The organism is Bradyrhizobium sp. LA6.1 (assembly GCF_040547805.1).
GTDB classification, from domain to species: domain Bacteria; phylum Pseudomonadota; class Alphaproteobacteria; order Rhizobiales; family Xanthobacteraceae; genus Bradyrhizobium; species Bradyrhizobium barranii.
The window spans coordinates 234,850-256,465 of sequence record NZ_JBEPQK010000004.1 but is presented as its reverse complement, the minus strand read 5'-3'; the positions used below and the strand labels follow the sequence as shown (position 1 = coordinate 256,465).

21 protein-coding genes and 1 other RNA gene are annotated in these 21,616 nt (G+C 65.1%); 14 read left to right on the top strand and 8 right to left on the bottom strand.

Translation table 11 applies throughout. The annotated features are described in order from the left end of the window. Positions 1-90: 90 nt before the first annotated feature. Positions 91-2,076: a transketolase gene (tkt, locus tag ABIB99_RS11815; protein ID WP_063981027.1), complete on the bottom strand. Its 1,986-nt coding sequence runs from the start codon at positions 2,074-2,076 to the stop codon at positions 91-93. A 182-nt stretch (positions 2,077-2,258) separates the two neighbouring features. Next, on the bottom strand, positions 2,259-2,393 hold the full coding sequence (locus ABIB99_RS11810; RefSeq protein ID WP_256376459.1) for a hypothetical protein: 135 nt from the start codon (positions 2,391-2,393) through the stop codon (positions 2,259-2,261). Here ABIB99_RS11810 and ABIB99_RS11805 point away from each other — a divergent pair. The 5 genes from ABIB99_RS11805 to ABIB99_RS11785 all read left to right on the top strand — a co-directional run bounded on the left by ABIB99_RS11805 (position 2,362) and on the right by ABIB99_RS11785 (position 4,872). Beyond that, entirely contained in the window at positions 2,362-2,682 is a 321-nt protein-coding gene (locus tag ABIB99_RS11805) for a DUF4164 domain-containing protein (protein ID WP_166345095.1), read from the top strand. The genes ABIB99_RS11810 and ABIB99_RS11805 overlap by 32 nt on opposite strands. Continuing rightward, positions 2,679-3,062: a cell division protein ZapA gene (locus tag ABIB99_RS11800; protein ID WP_028150902.1), complete on the top strand. Its 384-nt coding sequence runs from the start codon at positions 2,679-2,681 to the stop codon at positions 3,060-3,062. Before ABIB99_RS11805 ends, ABIB99_RS11800 begins: the two co-directional genes overlap by 4 nt. Before the next feature lie 59 nt (positions 3,063-3,121). Then, positions 3,122-3,282, top strand: a non-coding RNA gene (gene ssrS, locus ABIB99_RS11795) — 6S RNA. 191 nt (positions 3,283-3,473) lie between these two features. Continuing rightward, positions 3,474-4,070: a 5-formyltetrahydrofolate cyclo-ligase gene (locus tag ABIB99_RS11790; protein WP_259259106.1), complete on the top strand. Its 597-nt coding sequence runs from the start codon at positions 3,474-3,476 to the stop codon at positions 4,068-4,070. Beyond that, a complete protein-coding gene (locus ABIB99_RS11785) occupies positions 4,048-4,872 on the top strand; it encodes a TIGR00282 family metallophosphoesterase (protein WP_354175891.1) in 825 nt (274 codons plus the stop codon). Before ABIB99_RS11790 ends, ABIB99_RS11785 begins: the two co-directional genes overlap by 23 nt. Positions 4,873-4,942: 70 nt before the next feature. Here the strand turns inward: ABIB99_RS11785 and ABIB99_RS11780 are convergent, their stop codons facing one another. Continuing rightward, the gene (locus tag ABIB99_RS11780) at positions 4,943-6,010 is read right to left on the bottom strand and encodes a CobW family GTP-binding protein (RefSeq protein ID WP_354175890.1); all 1,068 of its coding nucleotides are present in this window, start codon (positions 6,008-6,010) and stop codon (positions 4,943-4,945) included. A 120-nt stretch (positions 6,011-6,130) separates the two neighbouring features. Between ABIB99_RS11780 and ABIB99_RS11775 the strand changes: the two genes are divergently transcribed. Beyond that, a complete protein-coding gene (locus ABIB99_RS11775) occupies positions 6,131-7,228 on the top strand; it encodes a cyclase family protein (RefSeq protein ID WP_354175888.1) in 1,098 nt (365 codons plus the stop codon). A 268-nt stretch (positions 7,229-7,496) separates the two neighbouring features. On the opposite strand, the gene ABIB99_RS11770 is transcribed toward ABIB99_RS11775, so the two are convergent. From ABIB99_RS11770 to ABIB99_RS11750, 5 genes are all read right to left on the bottom strand, one after another. Further along, complete coding sequence (locus ABIB99_RS11770; protein ID WP_354175886.1) at positions 7,497-8,840, bottom strand: c-type cytochrome; 1,344 nt, start codon at positions 8,838-8,840, stop codon at positions 7,497-7,499. Then, positions 8,837-11,005 (bottom strand): xanthine dehydrogenase family protein molybdopterin-binding subunit, encoded by a 2,169-nt coding sequence (locus ABIB99_RS11765; RefSeq protein WP_354175885.1) that lies wholly within the window; start codon positions 11,003-11,005, stop codon positions 8,837-8,839. The genes ABIB99_RS11770 and ABIB99_RS11765 overlap by 4 nt, the downstream gene beginning before the upstream one ends. 8 nt (positions 11,006-11,013) lie before the next feature. After that, positions 11,014-11,478 carry a (2Fe-2S)-binding protein gene (locus ABIB99_RS11760; protein WP_175617995.1) on the bottom strand — a complete coding sequence of 155 codons (465 nt, stop codon included), beginning with the start codon at positions 11,476-11,478 and terminating at the stop codon, positions 11,014-11,016. A 712-nt stretch (positions 11,479-12,190) separates the two neighbouring features. Next, positions 12,191-13,615 (bottom strand): methyl-accepting chemotaxis protein, encoded by a 1,425-nt coding sequence (locus ABIB99_RS11755; protein ID WP_354175884.1) that lies wholly within the window; start codon positions 13,613-13,615, stop codon positions 12,191-12,193. A gap of 114 nt (positions 13,616-13,729) precedes the next feature. Next, on the bottom strand, positions 13,730-15,478 hold the full coding sequence (locus ABIB99_RS11750) for a methyl-accepting chemotaxis protein (protein WP_354175882.1): 1,749 nt from the start codon (positions 15,476-15,478) through the stop codon (positions 13,730-13,732). Positions 15,479-15,681: 203 nt separating this feature from the next. Here ABIB99_RS11750 and ABIB99_RS11745 point away from each other — a divergent pair, with 203 nt between their 5' ends. The 8 genes from ABIB99_RS11745 to ABIB99_RS11710 all read left to right on the top strand — a co-directional run bounded on the left by ABIB99_RS11745 (position 15,682) and on the right by ABIB99_RS11710 (position 21,529). Further along, a complete protein-coding gene (locus ABIB99_RS11745) occupies positions 15,682-16,428 on the top strand; it encodes a YebC/PmpR family DNA-binding transcriptional regulator (RefSeq protein WP_354175881.1) in 747 nt (248 codons plus the stop codon). Positions 16,429-16,666: 238 nt separating this feature from the next. Then, on the top strand, positions 16,667-17,194 hold the full coding sequence (gene ruvC / locus ABIB99_RS11740; protein ID WP_247302305.1) for a crossover junction endodeoxyribonuclease RuvC: 528 nt from the start codon (positions 16,667-16,669) through the stop codon (positions 17,192-17,194). Then, positions 17,191-17,808, top strand: coding sequence for a Holliday junction branch migration protein RuvA (ruvA, locus tag ABIB99_RS11735; RefSeq protein ID WP_063981036.1), 618 nt, complete (start codon positions 17,191-17,193; stop codon positions 17,806-17,808). Before ruvC ends, ruvA begins: the two co-directional genes overlap by 4 nt. Then, on the top strand, positions 17,805-18,335 hold the full coding sequence (locus ABIB99_RS11730; RefSeq protein ID WP_354175880.1) for a hypothetical protein: 531 nt from the start codon (positions 17,805-17,807) through the stop codon (positions 18,333-18,335). Before ruvA ends, ABIB99_RS11730 begins: the two co-directional genes overlap by 4 nt. Continuing rightward, positions 18,332-19,384 (top strand): Holliday junction branch migration DNA helicase RuvB, encoded by a 1,053-nt coding sequence (gene ruvB, locus ABIB99_RS11725; RefSeq protein WP_354175879.1) that lies wholly within the window; start codon positions 18,332-18,334, stop codon positions 19,382-19,384. Before ABIB99_RS11730 ends, ruvB begins: the two co-directional genes overlap by 4 nt. A gap of 150 nt (positions 19,385-19,534) precedes the next feature. Beyond that, positions 19,535-20,449 (top strand): metallophosphoesterase, encoded by a 915-nt coding sequence (locus tag ABIB99_RS11720; RefSeq protein ID WP_354175878.1) that lies wholly within the window; start codon positions 19,535-19,537, stop codon positions 20,447-20,449. A gap of 69 nt (positions 20,450-20,518) precedes the next feature. Continuing rightward, positions 20,519-20,968, top strand: coding sequence for a tol-pal system-associated acyl-CoA thioesterase (gene ybgC, locus ABIB99_RS11715; RefSeq protein ID WP_085401796.1), 450 nt, complete (start codon positions 20,519-20,521; stop codon positions 20,966-20,968). 93 nt (positions 20,969-21,061) lie between these two features. Beyond that, a complete protein-coding gene (locus tag ABIB99_RS11710; RefSeq protein WP_085401797.1) occupies positions 21,062-21,529 on the top strand; it encodes a nuclear transport factor 2 family protein in 468 nt (155 codons plus the stop codon). Positions 21,530-21,616: the final 87 nt, after the last annotated feature.

Sequence of the window (21,616 nt, the reverse complement as noted above, 5' to 3'; positions counted from 1 at the left end):
AGGGTTTTTTAGGGCGGACGCCCGGTTCGGCCGGGCGATGCTTGATCATATGAGAGACTACGTAGTCCTTTTTTTTGGCAAGCTCAACTCTCAGCTAACGCGCTTCAGCACAGCGTTAACCGCAGCCTCGGCGGTAATGCCGAAATGCTTGTAAAGATCCTTCGCTGGCGCGCTCGCGCCGAACGAATGCATGCCGATAAAATCGCCATCCTGGCCGATCACGGCATCCCAGCCCCAGCGCACTGCGGCCTCGATCGCGACCTTCACCGGCGCGTTGCCGATGATCTCGGCACGCTTGGCTTCTGGTTGCGCTAACAAAAGCTCAAGCGAGGGCACCGAGACCACCCGTGACGCGATGCCGCGCTCGGCGAGCTGCTTCTGGGCGGCGACCGCGATCTCGACCTCGGAGCCGGAAGCGAACAGCGTTGCCTTGGCTTCGCCCTGGGCGGCGACCAGCTCGTAGGCGCCGGCCGCGCAGGGAATGTCGTTCGGCGCATTGGTGCGGAGCTGCGGCAGGTTCTGCCGCGTCAGCGCCAGCACGGTCGGGCCGTCGATACGATTGAGCGCAAGCTCCCAGCACTCGGCGACCTCGATGGAGTCGGCGGGGCGGAACACGCGCATGTTCGGGATGGCGCGAAGTGCGGCGAGATGCTCGACCGGCTGGTGGGTCGGGCCGTCTTCGCCGAGGCCGATGGAATCGTGCGTCATCACGTAGACGACGCCGGCGCCCATCAACGCGGCAAGGCGCATCGCGGGCCGCGCGTAATCCGTGAAGACCAGGAAGGTCGCACCGTTCGGCGCGAAGCCGCCATGCAGGAAGATGCCGTTCATTGCAGCCGCCATGCCGTGCTCGCGGATGCCGTAGTGAATGAAGCGGCCCTTCGGCGTCTTGGCCGAGAAGGCGGTGGCCGACTTCGCCTTGTTGTTGTTGGAGCCGGTGAGGTCGGCGGAGCCTGCGAGGAATTCCATCGGCATCGCGCCGGCGATGACTTCGATCACCGCTTCCGAGGATTTGCGGGTCGCCGCAGTCATCGGCTTTTCCAGCAGCTCCTTCTTGTACGCGCGCACGGCCTTCGCGAGCGAGGCCGGACGCTCATGACGCAGACGGCGCTCGAACTCGGCGCGCTTGCGGCTGCCGAGCTCACCGAGCCGTCCTTCCCATTCCTGCCGTGCCGCCGCGCCGCGGCTGCCGGCTGCGCGCCAGGCCTTCAGCACGTCATCCGGCACCGAGAACGGCTCGAGCGAGATGCCGAGATTTTCCTTGGCGGCCTTGAGCTCGTCGGCGCCGAGCGCCTCGCCATGCGCCTTCGCGGTGCCGGCCTTGTGCGGCGCGCCAAAGCCGATGGTGGTGCGGCAGGCGATCAGCGTCGGCTTGTTGGATTTTTGCGCGCGGGTGATCGCAGCGGCGATGGCGGCCTGGTCATGGCCGTCGATCTTTTCGGCGGCCCAGCCCGCGGACTTGAAGCGCTTCACCTGGTCGACGGAATCGGAGATCGAGGTCGGGCCGTCGATCGAGATGCCGTTGTCGTCGTAGAGCACGATCAGCTTGCCGAGCTTCCAGTGCCCGGCCATCGCGATCGCTTCCTGCGACACGCCTTCCATCAGGTCGCCGTCGGAGGCGAGCACATAGGTGTGGTGGTCGACGATCTTCTTGCCGAACTCGGCGGCCAGCATCTTCTCGGCGAGCGCCATGCCGACCGCGGTCGAGATGCCCTGGCCGAGCGGACCGGTGGTGGTCTCGATGCCCTTGGTGTGGAAGTTCTCGGGATGCCCCGGGGTCAAGCCGCCGAGCTGGCGGAACTGCTTGAGCTGATCCAGCGTCATGTCGGCATTGCCGGTCAGATACAGCAGCGAATAGAGCAGCATCGAACCGTGGCCGGCCGAGAGCACGAAGCGGTCGCGGTCGGGCCAGTCGGTGGCAGTGGCGTCGAATTTCAGGAATTGCGTGAACAGCACCGTGGCGACGTCGGCGGCGCCCATCGGCAGGCCGGGATGGCCCGATTTCGCCTTCTCGACAGCGTCCATCGAGAGGCCACGGATCGCGTTGGCCATGCGGTTGTGGTCGACTTGCGTCATGTCTGAAATCCGTCTGAAATGAGGCGCTTGGCAGTGGTGCGGGCCGCGTGGGGGAAGCCTGGCGGCCACGGAAGGTTGGGCTGGGATAGCACCTCGGTTCCGGGAGTCCAAGGCAATCAAACGTCGGTTTGGCCGTAAAAGTTGCTTAGCAGTGCATAGTTTCGCGGCGGCGTTGCGCTCCGCTAGCTTGCCACGTAAATTTCTGCTTCTAACCGTTTGCCGAACCGAGTCTTTTGCCGGACGGCAAGCCCCACGGGCAAGGCCACAGGTTCCGCCGCTGACTGCATGAACGATCGCGTTTCAAACAGCTCTGCCATGACGGAGTCCTCGGCCGTCGAGATCGAGATCGCGACCCGCAGACTCATGGCGGCGCTCGACGCGCTCGAAAGCGCGGTGGAGCGGCGGCGCGATGCCGATCGCGACGAGAACGAGCTCGCGGCGCGGATCCAGGCACTGGGGACGGATCGCTCGCGGCTTGCCGATGAACTCGACGGCGCGCTGGTGAAGGCGCGCAAGCTCGAGCGCACCAATCGCGAAATCTCCGATCGGCTGGATTCCGCGATCGTCACGATACGCTCGGTGCTCGATACCGGAGAGGACGGATGAGCCACATCAACGTCACCATCAACGGCCGGCAGTATCGCATGGCCTGCGAGGAGGGGCAGGAGGTGCGGCTGCTCAAGCTCGCCGAAAGCCTGGAGACGCGGATTCAGTCGCTGCGCGGAAAATTCGGCGAGATCGGTGATGCCAGGCTCACCGTGATGGCGGCGCTGACCGTCTGCGACGAACTGGTCGACGTCGGCAACCGCGTCCGCACCATGGAGCAGGAGCTGACTGAGCTCAGGGATTTCCGCAATGCCGCCGTCGAGCGCGCCCGGATGACCCAGACCGCCGTGGTGAATGCGCTCAACGCCGCCGCCGAGCGCATCGAGAAGTCGACCCAGGTCCTGAACCGGACGGTGGGCAACGGGATCGCGATCGGCTGATTTTGGGCGGACCGCCCGTTGGGCTGGCGGTTCGTCAGTATCGTTGTTACATTGCGCGGGCGAGGCTGCGACGTGCGTCAGGAGCCATATATCCCCGGGGCCTTATCGATCCTTTAGGGAACTGTCCCTGGCCGGGCCCGTGGGCTCGGACATATGGTGCCCACCTACTTTCGTAGGGAACTCCGGGATCGAGTGCTTCAACGGCGTTCGCGGCTTCGCACTTTTGTTTGCTTGGTTTGTGCTTGTCGAAACAACTGCGGCCAGTTCGGTAGATGTCGTGCTCCGGCTCGCCCGGGGCATTCAGTACGCCGCGGCCTCTGTGTGAATCACCACCGCCTCTGGAATGCTGGATCACCCGTCCCGGTGCGCAAGGGCGCACAAGGTGGGTGATGACGTGGGGGACCAAAGCGCATGTCCAATTCGAAAGCCGAACTCCGTGCCAAAGCCCTCGCGGCGCGCGACGCGCTGAGCGAGAAGAAGCGCGCCGCCGCCGCCGCAAAGCTCGCCAAGCGCGGGCTGCCGTTCCCGCTTTTGCCCGGCAGCATCGTCTCCGGCTATTCCCCGATCCGCAGCGAGATCGATCCGCTGCCGCTGATGAAGGCACTCGCCGAGGCGGGCGCAAAGCTCGCGCTGCCCTGCGTCACCGCCCGCGGCCAGTCGCTGATCTTCCGCATTTTCCATCCGAACGACCGCCTGATGCTCGGCCCGCTCGGCATTCCCGAGCCGTCGCCGGCCGCGGCCGAAGTCATCCCCGACATCATGCTGACGCCGCTCGCGGCCTTCGACCGTCTCGGCCATCGCATCGGCTATGGCGCGGGGCACTACGACCACACCTTCGCGCATCTGCGCAAGACCAAGCAGATCGTCGGCATCGGGCTTGCTTTTGCAGCCCAGGAGATCAAGGCGGTTCCGGCACTATCGCACGACGTCGCGCTGGATTATGTGCTAACGGAATCGGACGTGTTCGATTTCCGGAGTTCTGAAGTTGCGCATTCTCTTCGTGGGTGATGTCGTCGGCCGTAGCGGCCGCAACGCCATCGCCGAATATCTGCCCGGCATGGTCAAGGACTGGTCGCTCGATTTCGTCGTCGTCAACGGTGAGAATTCCGCCGGCGGCTTCGGCATCACGGAAGCGATCTATCAGGAGTTTCTCGATGCCGGGGCCGACGCGGTGACGCTCGGCAATCACTCCTGGGACCAGCGTGAAGCCCTGGTGTTCATCGAGCGCGCCGAACGCCTGGTGCGGCCGACGAACTACCCGCGCGGCACGCCCGGCCGCGGCGCCGCGCTGGTGGAAACCAAGAACGGCAAGCATGCGCTCGTCGTCAATGCGCTCGGCCGCGTTTTCATGACCCCGTTCGACGATCCCTTTGCCGCGCTCGAGCGCGAGCTTGGTGCCTGTCCGCTCGGCGTTGCCGCCGACGCCATCGTCGTCGACTTCCATTGCGAGGCGACCAGCGAGAAGCAGGGCATCGGCTTCTTCTGCGACGGCCGCGCCAGCCTCGTCGTCGGCACCCACACTCATGTGCCGACCGCCGACCACCAGATCCTGTCGGGCGGCACGGCCTACATGACCGACGCCGGCATGACCGGCGATTACGATTCCATCATCGGCATGCAGAAGGAAGAACCGCTGCGGCGCTTCACGTCAGGGATTCCATCCGGCCGGTTCGAGCCGGCGGCCGGCGTCGCGACGCTGAGCGGCGTTGTGGTCGAGACGGATGATGCCACGGGCCTTGCGCTAAAGATTGCGCCGGTGCGCGTCGGCGGCCGGCTGGAGCCAGCGACGCCGAAATTCTGGTTGAGCTGAAGTCTCACGGTATTGGCCACCCTCCCCCTCCAGGGGAGGGTAAGAGCAGCGTCGCTCATTTCGACGCGCCTCAGGCCGCCGCGAGAACCGCCTGCCAGAGCTCAAGCACGTCCGCCCGCAAGATCCCGCGCGTGATGAAGACGATGCGCGAGCGGCGATCGCTGTCGGGCCAGCCGCTGAGCGCGACCGGCGGATGGAAGACGTGATGCACGCCATGGATCACGATCGGCGCCGGTTCGTCACGGAGATTGAGGATCCCCTTCACCCGCAGCAGATCCTGGCCGCGCGCGTTGCGTAAATGCGCAAGCCAGTGCGTCACGGCCATCCAGTCGAGCGGCTCGTCGAACGCCAGCATGAAGCTCGCGATCGACGCATCGTGATCATGATGGCCATGATCATGGTGCGCGTGATGATCGTGATGCGCATGGCCGGCGTGCGCATCTGGTTCCGCGAAGGCTCGCTCGTTGAGCCAGCGCTCAACGTCTATCCTTTTCAGCTCGGGATCGATCAGGCCGGCGCCGAATAGCTGCGCGGGATCGATCTCGCCGTGACTGACGCTTTCGATTCTGGCGCCGGGATTGAGCCGCCGCAGACGCAGCTCAAGCGCCGCGATGTCCTCGACCAGGTCACTCTTGGTGATCAACAGCCGGTCGGCCAACGCTACCTGTTTCACCGCCTCATACTGCCGGTCGAGCTGATGCGGCGCGTTGACCGCATCGACCGTGGTCACGACCGTGTCGAGCCGCAGGAAGTGCGAGACGAGCGGATTGTTGAGCAGGAGCTGCACGATCGGCGCGGGGTCGGCGAGCCCGGCGGTCTCGACCAGGATACGGCGGAACGGCGGAATCTCGCCGCGGTCCCGCTTCACCAGAAGGTCTCGCAGCGTCTGCTCCAGGTCGCTGCGGATGGTGCAGCAGATGCATCCGCTCGCAAGCACGGCGACTTCGCCGTCGACGCGTTCGACCAGGAGATGGTCGAGGCTGACTTCGCCGTACTCGTTGATGATGACGGCGCTGTCTTTCATGCCGTCGTGGCGCAGCAAGCGATTGAGCAGCGTGGTCTTGCCGCTGCCGAGAAAGCCGGTGATCAGCGATACCGGAAGTCGCTGCGCGGATTTATCGCTTTCGAACAGGCCCATGGGAAGCTCTCGCGTCGGCCGTCTTATTTTTGTCGCTGGACAGCAGCGTAGCGGAGGAGGAGGCTAGCGGAAACAATTTTAGAGTCAGACATTGTTCTGACCACAGCCTGGGAGGGTGGAATGTCTAACGAGATCAATAACGTAGATCAAGACGGCGGCGGCTCCACGACGGATCGCCGGACCCTGCTCCGCACCGCAGGCATCGCCGGCGTTGCTGGAGCCGCGCTCGCCGGCTCGATGCACGGCAAGTTCGCGCTTGCACCGATCAGTGAGGCCCAGGCGCAGACTGCAACCTCCATGCCCAAGGGTACCGACAAGCCCTGGTGGCCATCGAAATGGGGTAAGGATGACGAGTCCGGCGCATCCAACCACATGACCCCGGCGAAGGTCCTCGACGCGGCGAAATGGATCAAGGACGGCAAGATCTACAAGATCGGCCGCGTCTACGAAGCCGCCATGCCGTTGTTTGGTGCGCGTATATTCGCACTGCGCATTCCCGGCAGCCCGACCGGCGGCCCGTTCGGTGACAATAAGATGGTCTATCACGACGAATTCCTGGCCACCGAGATCGGCCAGACCGGTACGCAGTTCGACGGCCTCGGCCATATCGGCATCCAGATGGGCAAGGACGGCGACAAGAGCGAGATGCGATTCTACAATGGCTTCACAGCCGCAGAAATTAGCGACGCATACGGGCTCAAGAAGCTTGGCGTCGAGAAGCTTAAGCCGATCTTCACCCGCGCGCATCTGCTCGACATGGTCGCGCTCAAGGGCGGCATGATGGATGCGGGGCAGGAGATCACCTCGGCTGACATCAAAGCGGCGCTGGCGAAGCAGAACATCCCCGAGAGCGACATCAAGCCTGGCGACGCGATCATGTTCCACACCGGCTGGGGCTCGCTGTGGATGAAGAACAACGATCGCTTCAACAGCGGCGAGCCGGGCATCGGCCTCGATGCTGCGAAGTGGGTGGTCGAAAAGGATCTTGCGCTGACCGGCGCCGACACCTGGGCGGTCGAGGTGGTGCCCAATCCCGACAAGTCGCTCGCTTTCGTGGTCCACGCCGAGCTGCAGACCAAGCACGGCATCCACAACCACGAGAACCTGATCTTCGACGATCTGATCGCCGACAAGAAATACCAGTTTGTCTATTCCTTCACCCCGGCCCCAATCAAGGGCGCAACGGGCAGCAACGGCTGCCCGATTGCGATTACGTGACGATACGCATCGGCGTGGGTGAGGGAAGCCCACGCCGAAGTTTTGGTTGGGCTGAAAGCGTTGCCACACACTCGCCGTCGTCCCCGCCTAGTGCTCAATTGCGCACGGGGGCGGGGACCCATAACCCCAGGGAGTAGAGTGGGGCACAGCTCCCACACCGAATCTTCGCCAAACCCCGCCCTGTGGGTATGGGTCCCGGATCTGCGCTTCGCTTGTCCGGGACGACGGCGGAGATTGGCGCGCGATCACGCGTCAATCTCGTCGTACACTACTCCGCCGTCTGCTCCCGCAGCTCCGCAACATCCTTCGCCGTCAGCTTCGAGCCCTTGGTGCCGAACCGTGCCGTGACGTAGTTCGCCACCGCCGCGATCTCGTCGTCGCTATACGCATCGCCGAACGCCGGCATCGAGAGCGCGCCGTCGGGCGTATGCCGCTTGGTGCCCGAGAGCACGATCTGCGCGACGTTGGTGGCGGCGGGGTCGTTGACGGCCCAGGTGCCGGTCAGCGTCGCCATCGGCGAGACCGGGCTCTCGCCGCTCCAGCCGTGGCAGCTGGCGCAGGCGCTGGCGAACACCATCTTGCCGCGTGCGTCGGCCGTGACGCCGTCCTTGTGCGAGGCGGGCGCGACCGGCGCCGTGGTCGCAGGCAGGTCGGGCGAGGCCACCGGCGGCACGCTGCGCAGATAGGCGACGACCGCGCGGATGTCTTCGGGAGCGAACTGGCTGAAGCTGCGATCGACCGCTTCGCCCATGGGACCCGAGGCCGAGCCGTGGCCCGGCGCGTGGCCGAGCGAGAGATACGAGATCAGGTCCTCGTCGCGCCAATTGCCGAGGCCGGTGGCCTTGTCGGAGGAGATGTTGAAAGCGCGCCAGCCCGCCGTGATCGCGCCGCCGAACTTCTTGCGGTTGTCGAGCGCAAAGCCGAGATTGCGCGGCGTGTGGCACTCGCCGCAATGCGCCAGCGCTTCGGCGAGATACGCACCTCTGTTCCATTCCGGGCTCTTCGAGGTATCCGGCGTGAAGCGCGTGTCCGGATTGAACACGGCCGACCAGAAGATCATCGCCCAGCGCTGGTTGAACGGGAACGACAGCGTGTTGTCGGGCGCTTTCGCGCGCACTGCCGGCAGGCTGAACAGATAGGCCTTCACCGCCAGCACGTCCTCGTCCGTCATGTAGGTGTAGGACGTGTAGGGCATGGCCGGATAGAGCCGCGCGCCGTCATGACGCGTGCCGCGCTGGACCGCGTTGAGGAAATCTTGGTCGCTGTAATTGCCGATGCCGGTGTCCTTGTCCGGCGTGATGTTGGTCGAATAGAGCGTGCCGAACGGCAGCTTGAAGCCGAGCCCACCGGAATATTCCTTCTCGCCGGGCTTGGTGTGGCAGACCATGCAGTCGGCCGCCTTCGCGAGATACTCGCCGCGCTCGACCAGGCTTGCCTTCTCGAGCTTTGCCGGCACGCCCGTGGGCTTGCCTTCGCGATAATCCGCCAGCGCCACCTTGGTGCCGCCGGCGAAGTCGAGCGGACCGGGCCCCCGGATGATCCAGACGCCAAGCGCCGCGACCACAATGCCGATCACGACGATGCCAGCGAGAATACGCATCTTGCCGCTCATGTCTTCTTCCCCGCAGCCAGCAGTTTCCGATCGATCGGCAGGCGCCGCAGCGCCACGCCGGTTGCAGCATAAATCGCGTTGCGCAGCGCCGGCGGTCCGGCGTTGACGCCGGCCTCGCCGATGCCGCCGGGCGCCTCGCCGCTCTTGACCACGATGACCTCGACCTTCGGCGTCTCGTTGATGCGCATCATGCGGTAGTCGTGGAAGTTCGACTGCTGTACGCGGCCCTTGTCGATGGTGATCTCGCCATAGAGCGCGGCGGTGAGGCCGAAGATCAGCCCGCCCTCGATCTGCGCCTTGATCGTATCGGGGTTGACCGCAATGCCGGTGTCGACCACCGAGGTGATGCGGCGCAGCGTGATCTCGCCGATGTCGTCGATCTCGGCTTCCACAACCGTTGCGAGGAAGCTCGCAAACGATGGCTGCAGGCAGACGCCACGGCCAACGCGGGCCGGCAGCGGTTGGCCCCAGCCGGATTTCTCCGCGGCAAGGTTGAGCACCGCGAGCGCACGCGGAGTCTTGGTCAGCATCGACCTTCGGAATTCGACCGGATCCTTGCCGGCCTTGCGCGCAAGTTCGTCCAGCGCGCATTCGAACGCGAACACATTGTTGTTCGGGCCGACTCCGCGCCAGAAGCCGGTCGGCACAGCCGGTGGCTCGGCACGGACATATTCGACGTGGAAGTTGGGAAAGTCGTAGGGCGTCTCCACGGCGGCGTCGACCGCGTCGATATCGACGCCCTTCTGGAACGCTGGCGGCAGCCAGCGGGCAATCACCGCAGAACCTGCGATCTTGTACTTCCAGGCCGCCACCTTGCCGTCGACCAGGGTCGCATTGACCTGGTCGCGATAGACCGGGCGGTAGACGTCGTGCTGGATGTCCTCCTCGCGGGTCCATACCACCTTGACGGGATAGTCGACCTGCTTGGCGATCTTGACCGCCGCAACCACCATGTCGGGTTCGAGCTTGCGGCCGAAACCGCCGCCGAGCAGGTGCTGGTTGACGATCACCTTCTCGACGGGAAGGCCGGCGGCCTTCGCCGCCTCCGACTGCACGCGCGTCATGATTTGTGTGCCGGTCCAGATCTCGCAGGCATCCGGCCTGACGTGAACGGTGGCGTTGATCGGCTCCATCGAGGCATGCGCGAGGAACGGCAGTTCGAAGCTCGCCTCGAACTTGTCTCCGCTGGCAAGCCCCTTGGCGATGTCGCCGACGGATTTCGCGATCGCGCCATCCTTCTCGCTGGCCTTGCGTAAATCGTCCCAGATGTCCTTGGTGGAGATCTTGGCGTTCGGTCCTTCGTTCCACTCGATCTTGAGCGCTTCGAGACCCTTCTTGGCCGCCCACATGTGATCGCCGATCACGGCGACGGCGTCGTCGAGCACGACGACCTTGCGCACGCCGGCGACTTTCATCGCTGCGCTGTCATCGACCTTGCCGACCTTGCCGCCGAACACCGGGCAATTGGCGATCGCGGCAATCTTCATGTTGGGCAGGATCGCGTCGATGCCGTAGACGACCTTGCCGTTGACCTTGTCCGGTGTATCCAGCCGCTTCAGCGGTTGGCCTATGAGGACGAAGTCCTTGGGGTCCTTGACCGGGACATCCTTCGGCGGTGTCTGGCTCTGTGCCGCCAGCGCGAGCTCACCATAGCCGAGCTTGCGGCCGCTTGCCGCATGAATGACTTCGCCCTTGGACGTCGTGCAACTCGCGGGCTCGACCTGCCATTGCGCGGCGGCGGCCTGCACCAGCATCGCGCGCGCGCTGGCACCCGCTTCGCGTAGCGGCTTCCACCAGGCGCGGATCGACGTCGAACCACCCGTCGCCTGCAGTCCGAAGGCGGGATTGGCGTAGAACTTGTCGTTTGGCGGCGCGTGCAACGCCCCGACCTTTGCCCAATCGGCGTCGAGCTCTTCGGCCAGAACCATCGAGATCGAGGTGTAGATGCCCTGGCCCATCTCCACCTGCGGCATGATCAGCGTGGTCTGGCCGGTCTCGTCGATACGGATGAAGGCGTTGGGCGCGAACTTGCCGTCGGTCGTATCCTTCGGCTGCTCCGGCTCGTTGACGGCGGCCCGTAGGGGCAGGTGAAAGGCGAGCAGGAAACCGGTTGCGAGACCGCTGGTCAGAAGCGTGCGGCGGGAGAGGCTGTTGTGTGCATTCATGGCGGACCTCACGACTGACGGCCGTTGGCGGCCTGCTTGATGGCCTCGCGGATGCGGACATAGGTGCCGCAGCGGCAGATGTTGCCAGCCATCGCGGCGTCGATGTCGGAATCATCCGGATGAGAGGTGGTTGCCAGTAGAGCGGCGGCCGCCATGATCTGGCCGGATTGGCAATAGCCGCACTGGACCACCTCGAGATCGAGCCAGGCTTTCTGCACCTTCGCGCCTGCGGGCGTATTGCCGACATGTTCGATGGTGGTGATGGCGCGGTTCGCAACCGCGCTGACCGGCAGGACGCAGGAGCGCACGGCCTTGCCGTCGACATGCACCGTGCAGGCGCCGCATTGCGCGATGCCGCAGCCGAATTTGGTGCCGGTCATTCCGAGGATGTCGCGCAGCACCCACAGCAGCGGCATTTCCGGCGGCGCGTCGAACGATTTGGTTTCGCCGTTGATGGTGAGAGTTGTTGCCATAAGCATCCCCTTGCTCGCTTGATCGCTTGCGGCGATCTCGTCGGCGAATTCGTGCGCGACAATAATCATACTGATGCGAAACGATGAAGCGCCAGAATTTCTGGCGATGCATATTTGCGCTGCCGACGCCTCAGGCCATGACGTTCACGAATTTGTGCGGCGATCGCTGCAGCGGAATTGGGCTAATTGATATGACAACCGTCATGTTTTGACGCATTTTCGTCGCAGACATCGTTGATCGCCGCAAATGGTCGTGCGAATGCGGAAACTCGTGCGATGACGAAATTCGTGCGATTGGGAAAGTCGGGCCGTGGCGAGCGCGGGCACGGGATCAATTGCAACGGCTCATTGTTGTGCCCTCTCCCCTTGTGGGAGAGGGCAGCGACGCCGGTAGACGCAGACTCACTCGGGTGAGGGGTCCGTCTCCGCGTATGATCCTCTCATTCCGAAGCAGCTTTGCCCGCCGATAGAGACCCCTCATCCGGCGCTTCGCGCCACCTTCTCCCACAAGGGGAGAAGGGAAGAGGAGGAGATGGAAATTTCGGAATAATAGTATTATGCCTCTGTTTTGCCCGACGAGTCAAACTGCGTCTCAAACTGCGTCCTGGCCTGCCGGCGAAAGCCATTGATTCTCCACGCCCCGGCTACAGTGCATGGGGTTGTTTTCCAGATTTTTGATTCAGGGTCGTAGGCGCGGCCGTCGCGGCGGGCGTCAGCTCTGCCGAAAACCCATCCGGAAGGCGCCCCAGTGCTTGCCGCGGATCACGATCGGCGAGGACAGGTCCTTCATCAGCACGAACTGTCCGCCGCCCATGTCGCGGCGATAGGTCTGGAGCAGGAACGGTTTTGTGTTGGCCGCGACCTTCTTCACCGCGCGGTCGCTGAACAGGCGGCGGTTGCGGCAATTGGCGTTATTCCAGATGGGGTCCTTGCCCTGCGGCAGGCGGTAGTTCGGATTGTGGGTCGGCAGATAGCCGCCCTTGGCCCAGGCGACGCAGAACACGATGCGGGGGTCTGACTTCTGGATCGGGTCCTGGATGGCGGGCAGCGCGCGGTCGGTGAAGTCGACGTAGTTGGTCTTGTATTGCTTGGGATCGGTGCCGGGGATCTCCCGGTAGTTCTCGTCCATGAGCTGGTCGAGCGTGATCTCGCCGCGGTCGATTGCGGCCTCGAACTCGTCCGAGATCCGCTTTGCGGTCTCGACGACGGCGCGGATCAGCGGCGCATCCGATGTCTCCACGCCGCTGTCGGCGATCATTGCGATCAGCGCTTCGGAGGTGTCGAGCAGTTTTGTTACGCGCTGATCGGCGTTCTTGAGATCGCGCGAGGACAGGTCGACGCCCTTGGCGAGCTCGTTGAGCTCGCTGATGACCGTGTCGCAATGGCCGAGGTTGGAGGTCGCGGCGCGCGTGACGCTGTCGATCTCCGCTTCCACCGAGGCAAAACCCTGCTGGACCCGCGAGATGATGCCGGAGATCTGCTGGGCGCCTTCGCCGGCGGTCTTGGCGCGTTGCGAGGCGTCGCTGCTCTCGCCGATCAGGCCTTCGATCTGGCCGTCGAGATCGCGTACGGTGTCGGAGATCTGATGCGTGGCCGCACGGGTAGCCTCCGCAAGGTTTTTCACCTCGCTTGCGACCACCGCAAAACCGCGGCCGGCATTGCCGGCGCGGGCCGCTTCGATGGTGGCATTGAGCGCGAGCAAATTGGTCTGCTTGGCGATCGCCTCGATCGAGCCGGACACTTTTGCCACCTGCGCCAGCGCCGAGCCGACGGCGCTCAAGCGCGCCTCGATCCGCTCCACCGCCGCGACGAGCTCGGAGATGTGGCTGACCGCGGTGTCGACCGCGCCGCGCGACTGCGCGATCTCGCCGACCGCCGCCGATGCGGTCGATTGCACCGCCTGCGATGCATTGGCGATGTCATGGTTGGCCGAGACCATCGTCTCGGCCGTCTCTTGGAGGTGATGGAACCGTTCGGACTGGTTCGCGACACGGTTTGCGACTTCCTGGACGTTACCGGCGATGTCGGCGAGCTCGACCCCGAGGCCGCCGATGCGGTCGGCGAGCTGGTCGATCAGACGTTCGGCAAGTGTCCGGTTGGAGCCGGTGTCGAGGACTGCAAATTGTGCGACGGACATGTTTTGAGAGTCCTCCAGTCAGAGCCGTGCGCCGGCTCCCCGCGGCATTCCCATTCCAATTCCAATTCCAGCCTTAAAGGATGATTCGCGGCCGGCGTCTTGCCTGAGCGTGCACTACAGCTTGTAAGCCGTGCGGAATCCGCCCCAGTGCCGGCCCTGGACGCGGATCGGAACGTCGATCTCGCGCATCATCACGGTGTTGCCGTTGCCCATGTCGCGGGCATAGCTCTGGACCAGGTACGAGCGCAGGTTGCGGGCGGCGGCGAGCCCTGCCGGATCGTTGAAGATCCGCCGGTTGCGGCTGTTGGCGGTGTTCCAGGCGGTGTCGCCCGGCCGCTGCGGATGCGAATAGATCTTGTTGTGCACCGGCAGGAAGCCGTTGCGGTCGACCATGGCGCAGAACGCCATGCGCGGTTCCTTGGCGAGAAAGGCTTCCTGGAACGGCGGCAGCGTGCGGTCGGCCCAGTCCAGATATTTCGTGCGGTATTGCTGCGGATTGGTGCCGGCGATCTCCGCATAATCGGTGTCGAAGAGGTCGTCGATCCTGACCTCGCCGCGTGCGACCGCCTGCTCGAAGATCCGGGTCAGCGCGGTGCCGGCTTCCATGGCGCGGGTGACGAACTCGGTGTTCTCCTCGTGGATCGACCAGAGCCTGTCTTCGATCTTCTCGCTGAGATCGGCGTTGGGGTTGACGAACTGCGCGCGGGCGCCGGTCTTGGTCTGCTCGATCACGCGCAGGCGGCAGGGCCCGACACCTTCGAGGGTGCCGTCGACGACGGCCTGCGTGGCAAGCTTCGCCGCCTCCGCGCCGCCGATCAGCACGCCGTCCATCGCGATCTCGTAGACCTGCAACACGCCGCGCACGGTTTCGAACTTGAGATGGCAGGGCAGCCGCTCGGTCTTGCGACGGTCGTCGTGCTCGCTCTGGCGCAGCAGCACGGCACAGCGCGATTTCAGCTTGCGCGCGAAGGTGGTGACGGCCTTGCCGGCGCTGGCGACGTTCTCGCCGTGGGTCTCGGCCGCCTTGGTCGCGGCATCGATCTCGGCCGCGCTCTCGCCGACCGAGATGATGAACTGCGACGCGCTGGCCGCGTTGCCGGAGACCTCGCTGGTGGTGGCATTCTGCTCGGCGACCGCCCCGTTGACGGTGTCGAACACCGGGCGGATCGCCTCGATCGCCTGCGCGATGCGGTGCACGGCGTCGGCCGAGCCGGCGGCGTCGCGCTGGAGCGCGTCGATCTTCCTGGTGATCTCCTCCGTCGCACCCTGGGTCTGTACCGCGAGAGCCTTCACTTCGGTGGCGACGACCGCAAAGCCCTTGCCGGCCGCACCCGCACGCGCGGCCTCGATGGTGGAGTTCAGCGCGAGCAGCGTCGTCTGCCGTGCGATCTGCGCAATCAGATTGACGACATTGCCGATGGCGGCGGAGGATTCGCGCAGGCGGTCGACATTGGCGCGGGCTTCCTGCGCCGCGGCGCTGGCTTCGTCGGCGAGCTTGCCGGCCTCGCGCACCTGCGCGCCGATGTCTTGCGCGGACTGGGTGAATTTGTCGGCGGCATGGGCAAAGGTGGAGGCGGTCGATTGCGCTGCATTGGTGCGGCCGGTGAGGGCGTCGGTGCGCTCGCGAATATCCGCGAGTGTTGCCGCGGTCGCCTCCGCGCCGCCGGCGACCGAGTTGGCGGCCCGCTCGAGCTGGCGGATCATGGCGCCGAGCTCGAGTTCCAGCAGTTCCAGGATTTCCCGGGCGGAATCGCCCTCGGCAGCCGGGGCGAGCCCGGGATCGACCGACGACGGCGCGGCCTGCGGGGGTGCCACGGGCGCGGACAAGTCGGGCAGACGCTTCCGAAACAATGCGAACGCCATCAGGTCACTCTTGTCGGGGAACGGGCGGTTGCTATTTTCGCAGGCCGGAATGAAATCAGGGTTAACGGTGCCTGACTCCTAGGCACGGGGCACTACGGTATTACCTTAAAGTCGTAGAGCCTCTTTCATTCCGGTGGGTTGGCGGCCTATAAGGCCGCGCTTCCCACGCTCACCTTTGGCGCACGATTCCTGACGAGACACGCATGGCCGGACATTCCCAATTCAAGAACATCATGCACCGCAAGGGGCGGCAGGATGCCCAGAAGTCGAAGCTGTTCGGCAAGCTGGCGCGGGAAATCACCGTCGCGGCCAAGCTGGGCACGCCCGATCCCAACATGAACCCGCGCCTGCGTGCCGCCATCATCGCGGCGCGCCAGGAGAACATGCCGAAGGACAATATCGAGCGCGCCGTCAAGAAGGCGCTCGGCAATGAGGGCGAGAACTATGACGAGATCCGCTACGAGGGTTACGGCCCCGGCGGCGTCGCCGTCATCGTCGAGGCGCTGACCGACAACCGCAACCGCGCCGCCTCCGACATCCGCTCCTTCTTCACCAAGTCGGGCGGCAATCTCGGCGAAACCGGCTCGGTCTCCTTCATGTTCGACCGCACCGGCATCATCGAATACGACCGCAGCGTCGCCTCCGACGACGCGGTGCTGGATGCCGCGATCGAGGCCGGCGCCGACGACGTGGTATCGAGCGAAGGCGGACACGAGATCTACGCCTCGACCGAAGGCTATCGCGACGTCGCCAAGGCACTGGAAGCCAAGTTCGGCGAGCCGCGCAAGGCCACGCTGATCTGGAAGCCGCAGAATACGGTCGCGGTCGACGACGAGACCGGCGAGAAGCTTTTGAAGCTGATGGACCTGCTCAACGAGCACGACGACGTCCAGCACGTCTACGCCAATTTCGAGGTGTCGGACGCGCTGATGGCGAAGATGGGCGGCTGAGGTCGCCACCAGCCCCGGATTCCGCTGTCGTCGCCCGGCTTGACCGGGCGACCCAGTATTCCAGAGACGTCTGAGGGAAACGGAGAAGCCGCGGCATACTGGATACCCCGCTTTCGCGGGGTATGACCGCGTGTCTTGTGGTCGTCATCGCGGGCACCCAATCGCGACACCCCACTTCCCCTGTTACTTCCGTTCTGTTTCTGTTTCCCCCACCGCAGCCAGCCGCTATCACTGGCCCATGACTGCGCTCCCGATTCGTGGCCCCGTTCGCATCATCGGCATCGACCCCGGCCTGCGCCGCACCGGCTGGGGCGTGATCGAGGCCGAGGGCAATCGTTTGATCTACGTCGCCTGCGGCTCGGTGGAACCACCGGACGATTTGCCGCTGGCGAGCCGGCTGCTCGCGATCCATGAGGGGCTTGCCGCCGTCCTGTCCGGTCACAAGCCGATGGAAGCCGCGGTCGAGCAGACCTTTGTGAACAAGGACGGCGTCGCGACGCTGAAGCTCGGCCAGGCCCGCGGCGTCGCCATGCTGGCGCCCGCGATGTTCGGCATTACTGTCGCCGAATACGCGCCGAACCAGGTCAAGAAGACAGTGGTCGGCGCCGGCCACGCCGACAAGCACCAGATCGCGATGATGCTGAAGATATTGCTGCCGAAAGCCGAGCCGCCGTCCGCGGACGCTGCCGACGCGCTCGCCATCGCCATCACCCACGCCCATCACCGCCAGAGCACGGCGCTCAGGCTAAAGGTGGTGGGCTTATGATCGGCAAGCTCAAGGGCCTGATCGATTCCTACGGCGAGGATTATGTGCTCCTCGACGTCGGCGGCGTTGGCTATCAGGTGCATTGCTCGGCCCGCACGCTGCAGCATCTACCCTCGCCCGGCGAGGCCGCGGTGCTGTCGATCGAGACCTATGTCCGCGAGGATCAAATAAAACTGTTCGGCTTCCGCACCGACCAGGAGCGCGAATGGTTTCGCCTGCTCCAGACCGTGCAGGGTGTCGGTGCAAAAGTCGCGCTAGCCGTGCTCGGCACGCTGGCGCCTTCCGATCTCGCCAACGCGATCGCGCTGCGCGACAAGGCCGCGGTGGCACGCACGCCGGGCGTCGGCCCCAAGGTTGCCGAGCGCATCGTTACCGAGCTGAAGGACAAGGCGCCTGCTTTCGCCAATGTCGATCCCGCCGTCGTGCATCTCGCCGGCGCCGTCGACGACCAGCGCGCGCCGCGCCCGGTGGCAGATGCGATCTCTGCGCTGGTCAATCTCGGCTACGGCCAGCCGCAGGCGGCTGCCGCTATTGCATCCGCATCGCGCAGCGCGGGCGAGAGCGCCGAGACCGCGCAACTCATCCGGCTAGGCCTGAAGGAGCTGTCGAAGTGAGCGCGGCCCACGCCAATCCCGTCGCCGCCCTGTTTCGTCGCCTTTCGCGCGTGGCCGGTATCGTCGTGATTTTCTCCATTGTCGGGCCGCTGACGACCGCCGCGTTGGTTGCTGTGACGGTAACGGCGCTCGGCGCCGCGGTGCTGCAGATGTTTCTCGTGTTCCTCGAACTGGAAGCACTGCGTGCCCTGGTTTCGATCGCGGTCGTGCTGTTGGCCATCGTCACGATTCTCGCCGCGTTCCTTCCTGCAGTCGTCGCCGGCCTGATATTTGCGTTGGCGGCGGTCTACGCCGATCTCAATATGATCTGGATGGCGTGGCTCGCCGCGGCGGTGGGCGCGGCCGGCTTCGTCATGGTTGGCATGTTCGTCGTGCCCTCCGAAACCTCGGCGGTGATCGTGCCGAGTGTCCGTTCCGCGCCCGAGGCGCTGAAGCTTTCGGCGATGCTCGCCGTCGTCGCCGTCATTCCGGCCAGCCTGTGCTGGTGGCTCGCGAAACCGCTGCATCGTGTTATCCTGCCCGCATGACCACTCCCCCACGCATCGTCACGCCCGAGCGCCGCTCCGATGACGTCGGCGACACCGCGCTACGTCCGCAATCGCTGTCCGACTTCGTCGGCCAGCAGCAGGCGCGCAAGAACCTCTCGATCTTCATCGAGGCGGCGCGCAAGCGCGGCGAGGCGCTTGATCACGTGCTGTTCGTAGGTCCCCCCGGCCTCGGCAAGACCACGCTGGCGCAGATCGTCGCCAAGGAGCTCGGCGTCGGCTTTCGCGCCACCTCGGGTCCGGTGATCGCCAAGGCCGGCGATCTCGCCGCACTCCTCACCAACCTCGAAGAGCGCGACGTGCTCTTCATCGACGAGATCCATCGCCTGAGCCCGGCGGTGGAAGAAGTGCTCTATCCCGCGATGGAGGACTTTCAGCTCGACCTGATCATCGGCGAGGGCCCGGCAGCACGCTCGGTCAAGATCGAGCTGTCGAAATTCACGCTCGTCGGCGCTACCACGCGCGCCGGCCTCCTCACCAATCCCTTGCGCGACCGCTTCGGCATCCCGGTCCGGCTCAATTTTTACACCATCGAAGAGCTGGAAAGCATCGTCACCCGCGGCGCGCGCGTGCTCAGTGTCGGCATGAGCGCCGACGGTGCCAACGAGATCGCGCGTCGCGCCCGCGGCACGCCGCGCATCGCCGGCCGTCTGCTACGGCGCGTGCGCGATTTCGCCTCCGCCGCCGATGCCGCCTCGATCGACCGCAAGATCGCCGATCATGCGCTGAGCGCGCTCGAGGTCGACGCCGCCGGCCTCGACGCCATGGACCGCCGCTACCTCACGACCATCGCGCAGAACTATGGCGGCGGCCCGGTCGGCGTCGAGACGATGGCCGCCGCCTTGTCCGAGCCGCGCGATGCGATCGAGGACATCATCGAGCCTTATCTCATTCAGTGCGGCTATCTCCAGCGCACCCCGCGCGGCCGCCTGCTCACCTCGCACGCCTTCCGCCATCTCGGCATCGCCGAGCCCTCGCGCGATGCCGCGGCACAGTTCGGCCTGTTCGGCACGGATGAGAGCGACGACTGATTGCGGTGATGCAAGGTGCGTCGGTTGTCATGAACTTCCGGTAACCTTTGTGCAAACGGTCTGCACGCGAATGCAGGCCGTCTGCACGAGCGGACCCCAATTCCGCTCCAATCGGACCGCATCACAAAGGTGCATCACCATCGGGCTTCCATGATCACGCGTCGTCATCTCATCCATTCCATCGGCGGCCTGTCCGCGCTCGGCGTCTCGACCGCGGCCTATGGCGTCGGCATCGAGCCGCTGCGGCTCCGCGTCACCCGCTATCACCCGACCCCGCGGCAATGGCCGGCGGATTTTCCGCTCAAGATCGCCATCGTCACCGACATTCATGCCTGCGATCCCTGGATGTCGCTGGAGCGGATCGAGGGCATCGTCGATCGCACCAATGCGCTCAACGCCGATGTCATCGTGTTGCTCGGCGACTATGTCGCGGGTGTTCACCAGGTCACGCGCATCATTCCGTCGAGCGAATGGGCCAAGGTGCTCGCGGGCCTCAAGGCACCGCTCGGCGTCCATGCCGTCATGGGCAATCACGACTATTGGGTGGACAGGGCCGTGCAGCAGGCCGGGCACGGGCCGACAGCCGCCCATCGCGCGCTGGAGGCGGCCGGTATTCCCGTCTACGAGAACGACGTCGTGCGTCTCACCAAGGACGGACGCTCCTTCTGGCTCGCGGGCCTCGGCGATCAGCTCGCCTACTATCCCGCGAAGCGCTATGGCCGCGTGCACCGGCTTGGCGCCGACGATCTCGCGGGTACGCTGGCGAAGGTCACCGACGATGCGCCGGTCATCTTGCTCGCGCACGAGCCCAATATCGCGCCGCTCGTACCCGCGCGCGTCGCGCTGCAACTGTCCGGCCATACCCATGGCGGCCAGGTCCGCCTGTTCGGCTGGTCGCCGGCTGTTTCGCCTCAGCACGGCCTGCGGCTCGCCTATGGTCACTTCCGGCTGAAATGCGACGTCATCGTCTCCGGCGGCCTCGGTTGCAGCATCATGCCGGTCCGCGTCGGCGTGCCGCCGGAAATCGTCGAGGTGACGCTGGGAAGGACGCCGGCCGTGGCATAACCTGCGCTTGCGCGGCCGGCTGTTTTTGCGCAAAACGGACCGGTTGCAAAAAGCGAAGAGGCTCGCGACGTGACAGCCCATCTCGACGGCGAGATCCGCGACGGCCGCCATCACATGCAGGTCCGCGTCTACTACGAGGATACGGACTTCTCCGGCATCGTCTATCACGCCAATTATCTCCGATACATGGAGCGCGGGCGCACCAACCATCTGCGGCTGATGGGCGCCGAGCAGCAGGCGCTGTTCGACCAGGTCGAAACAGAGGGCGCGGGCTTTGCCTTCGTGGTGCGCTCGATGCATCTGGACTTTCTGAAGCCCGCGCGGATGGACGACGTGCTCGACGTCGTGACGTGGCCGGTTGCGGTGAAGGGCGCCTCCATCATGCTGGCGCAGGAGGTGCGGCGAGCCGAGGACGTGCTGGTGAAGGCCGAGGTGCGCGTCGCCTTCATCAGCGGCGGCCGCGCCCAGCCGATCCCGAAATCGATCCGGTCATTGATGAGGGCCGATCTGATTTCCTGATCACCCGATAAGTGATCGGCCGATAGGTGATGGCCTATCGACTCCAGCAATTGCAGCGATAGATTGCGGCCCGGACCAACCGATGAGGCCACCATGTCGCGCCCGCCACTTCCACCCTTCACCCGTGAGACCGCCGCGCAAAAGGCGCGCATGGCCGAGGACGCGTGGAATTCGCGCGATCCGGTGAAAGTCTCGCTCGCCTATACCGAGGACAGCCGCTGGCGCAACCGCTCCGAGGTCTTTCAGGGCCGGGAGGCCATCGTCGCGTTCCTCACCCGCAAATGGGAGAAGGAGCACGACTACCGCCTGATCAAGGACCTCTGGGCCTTCGACGGCAACCACATCGCGGTACGCTTCCAGTACGAATGGCACGATGCGGGCGGCCAGTGGTATCGCTCCTACGGCAACGAGCAGTGGGAGTTCGACGAGCACGGGCTGATGCGGCGGCGCGAGGCGTCGATCAACGATATCGCGATTGCCGAGAAGGACCGCCGGTTTCACTGGCCGGCGCCGGGACCGCGGCCGGCGGATGTGCCGGGGCTGGGGACGGATCCGTTCTGAGGCTTGCGGAGATAGTGCAGCGAGCACGCTGCACCCTCTCCCCCCGTGGGAGAGGGTGGCTCGCCGCGCAGCGGCGAGACGGGTGAG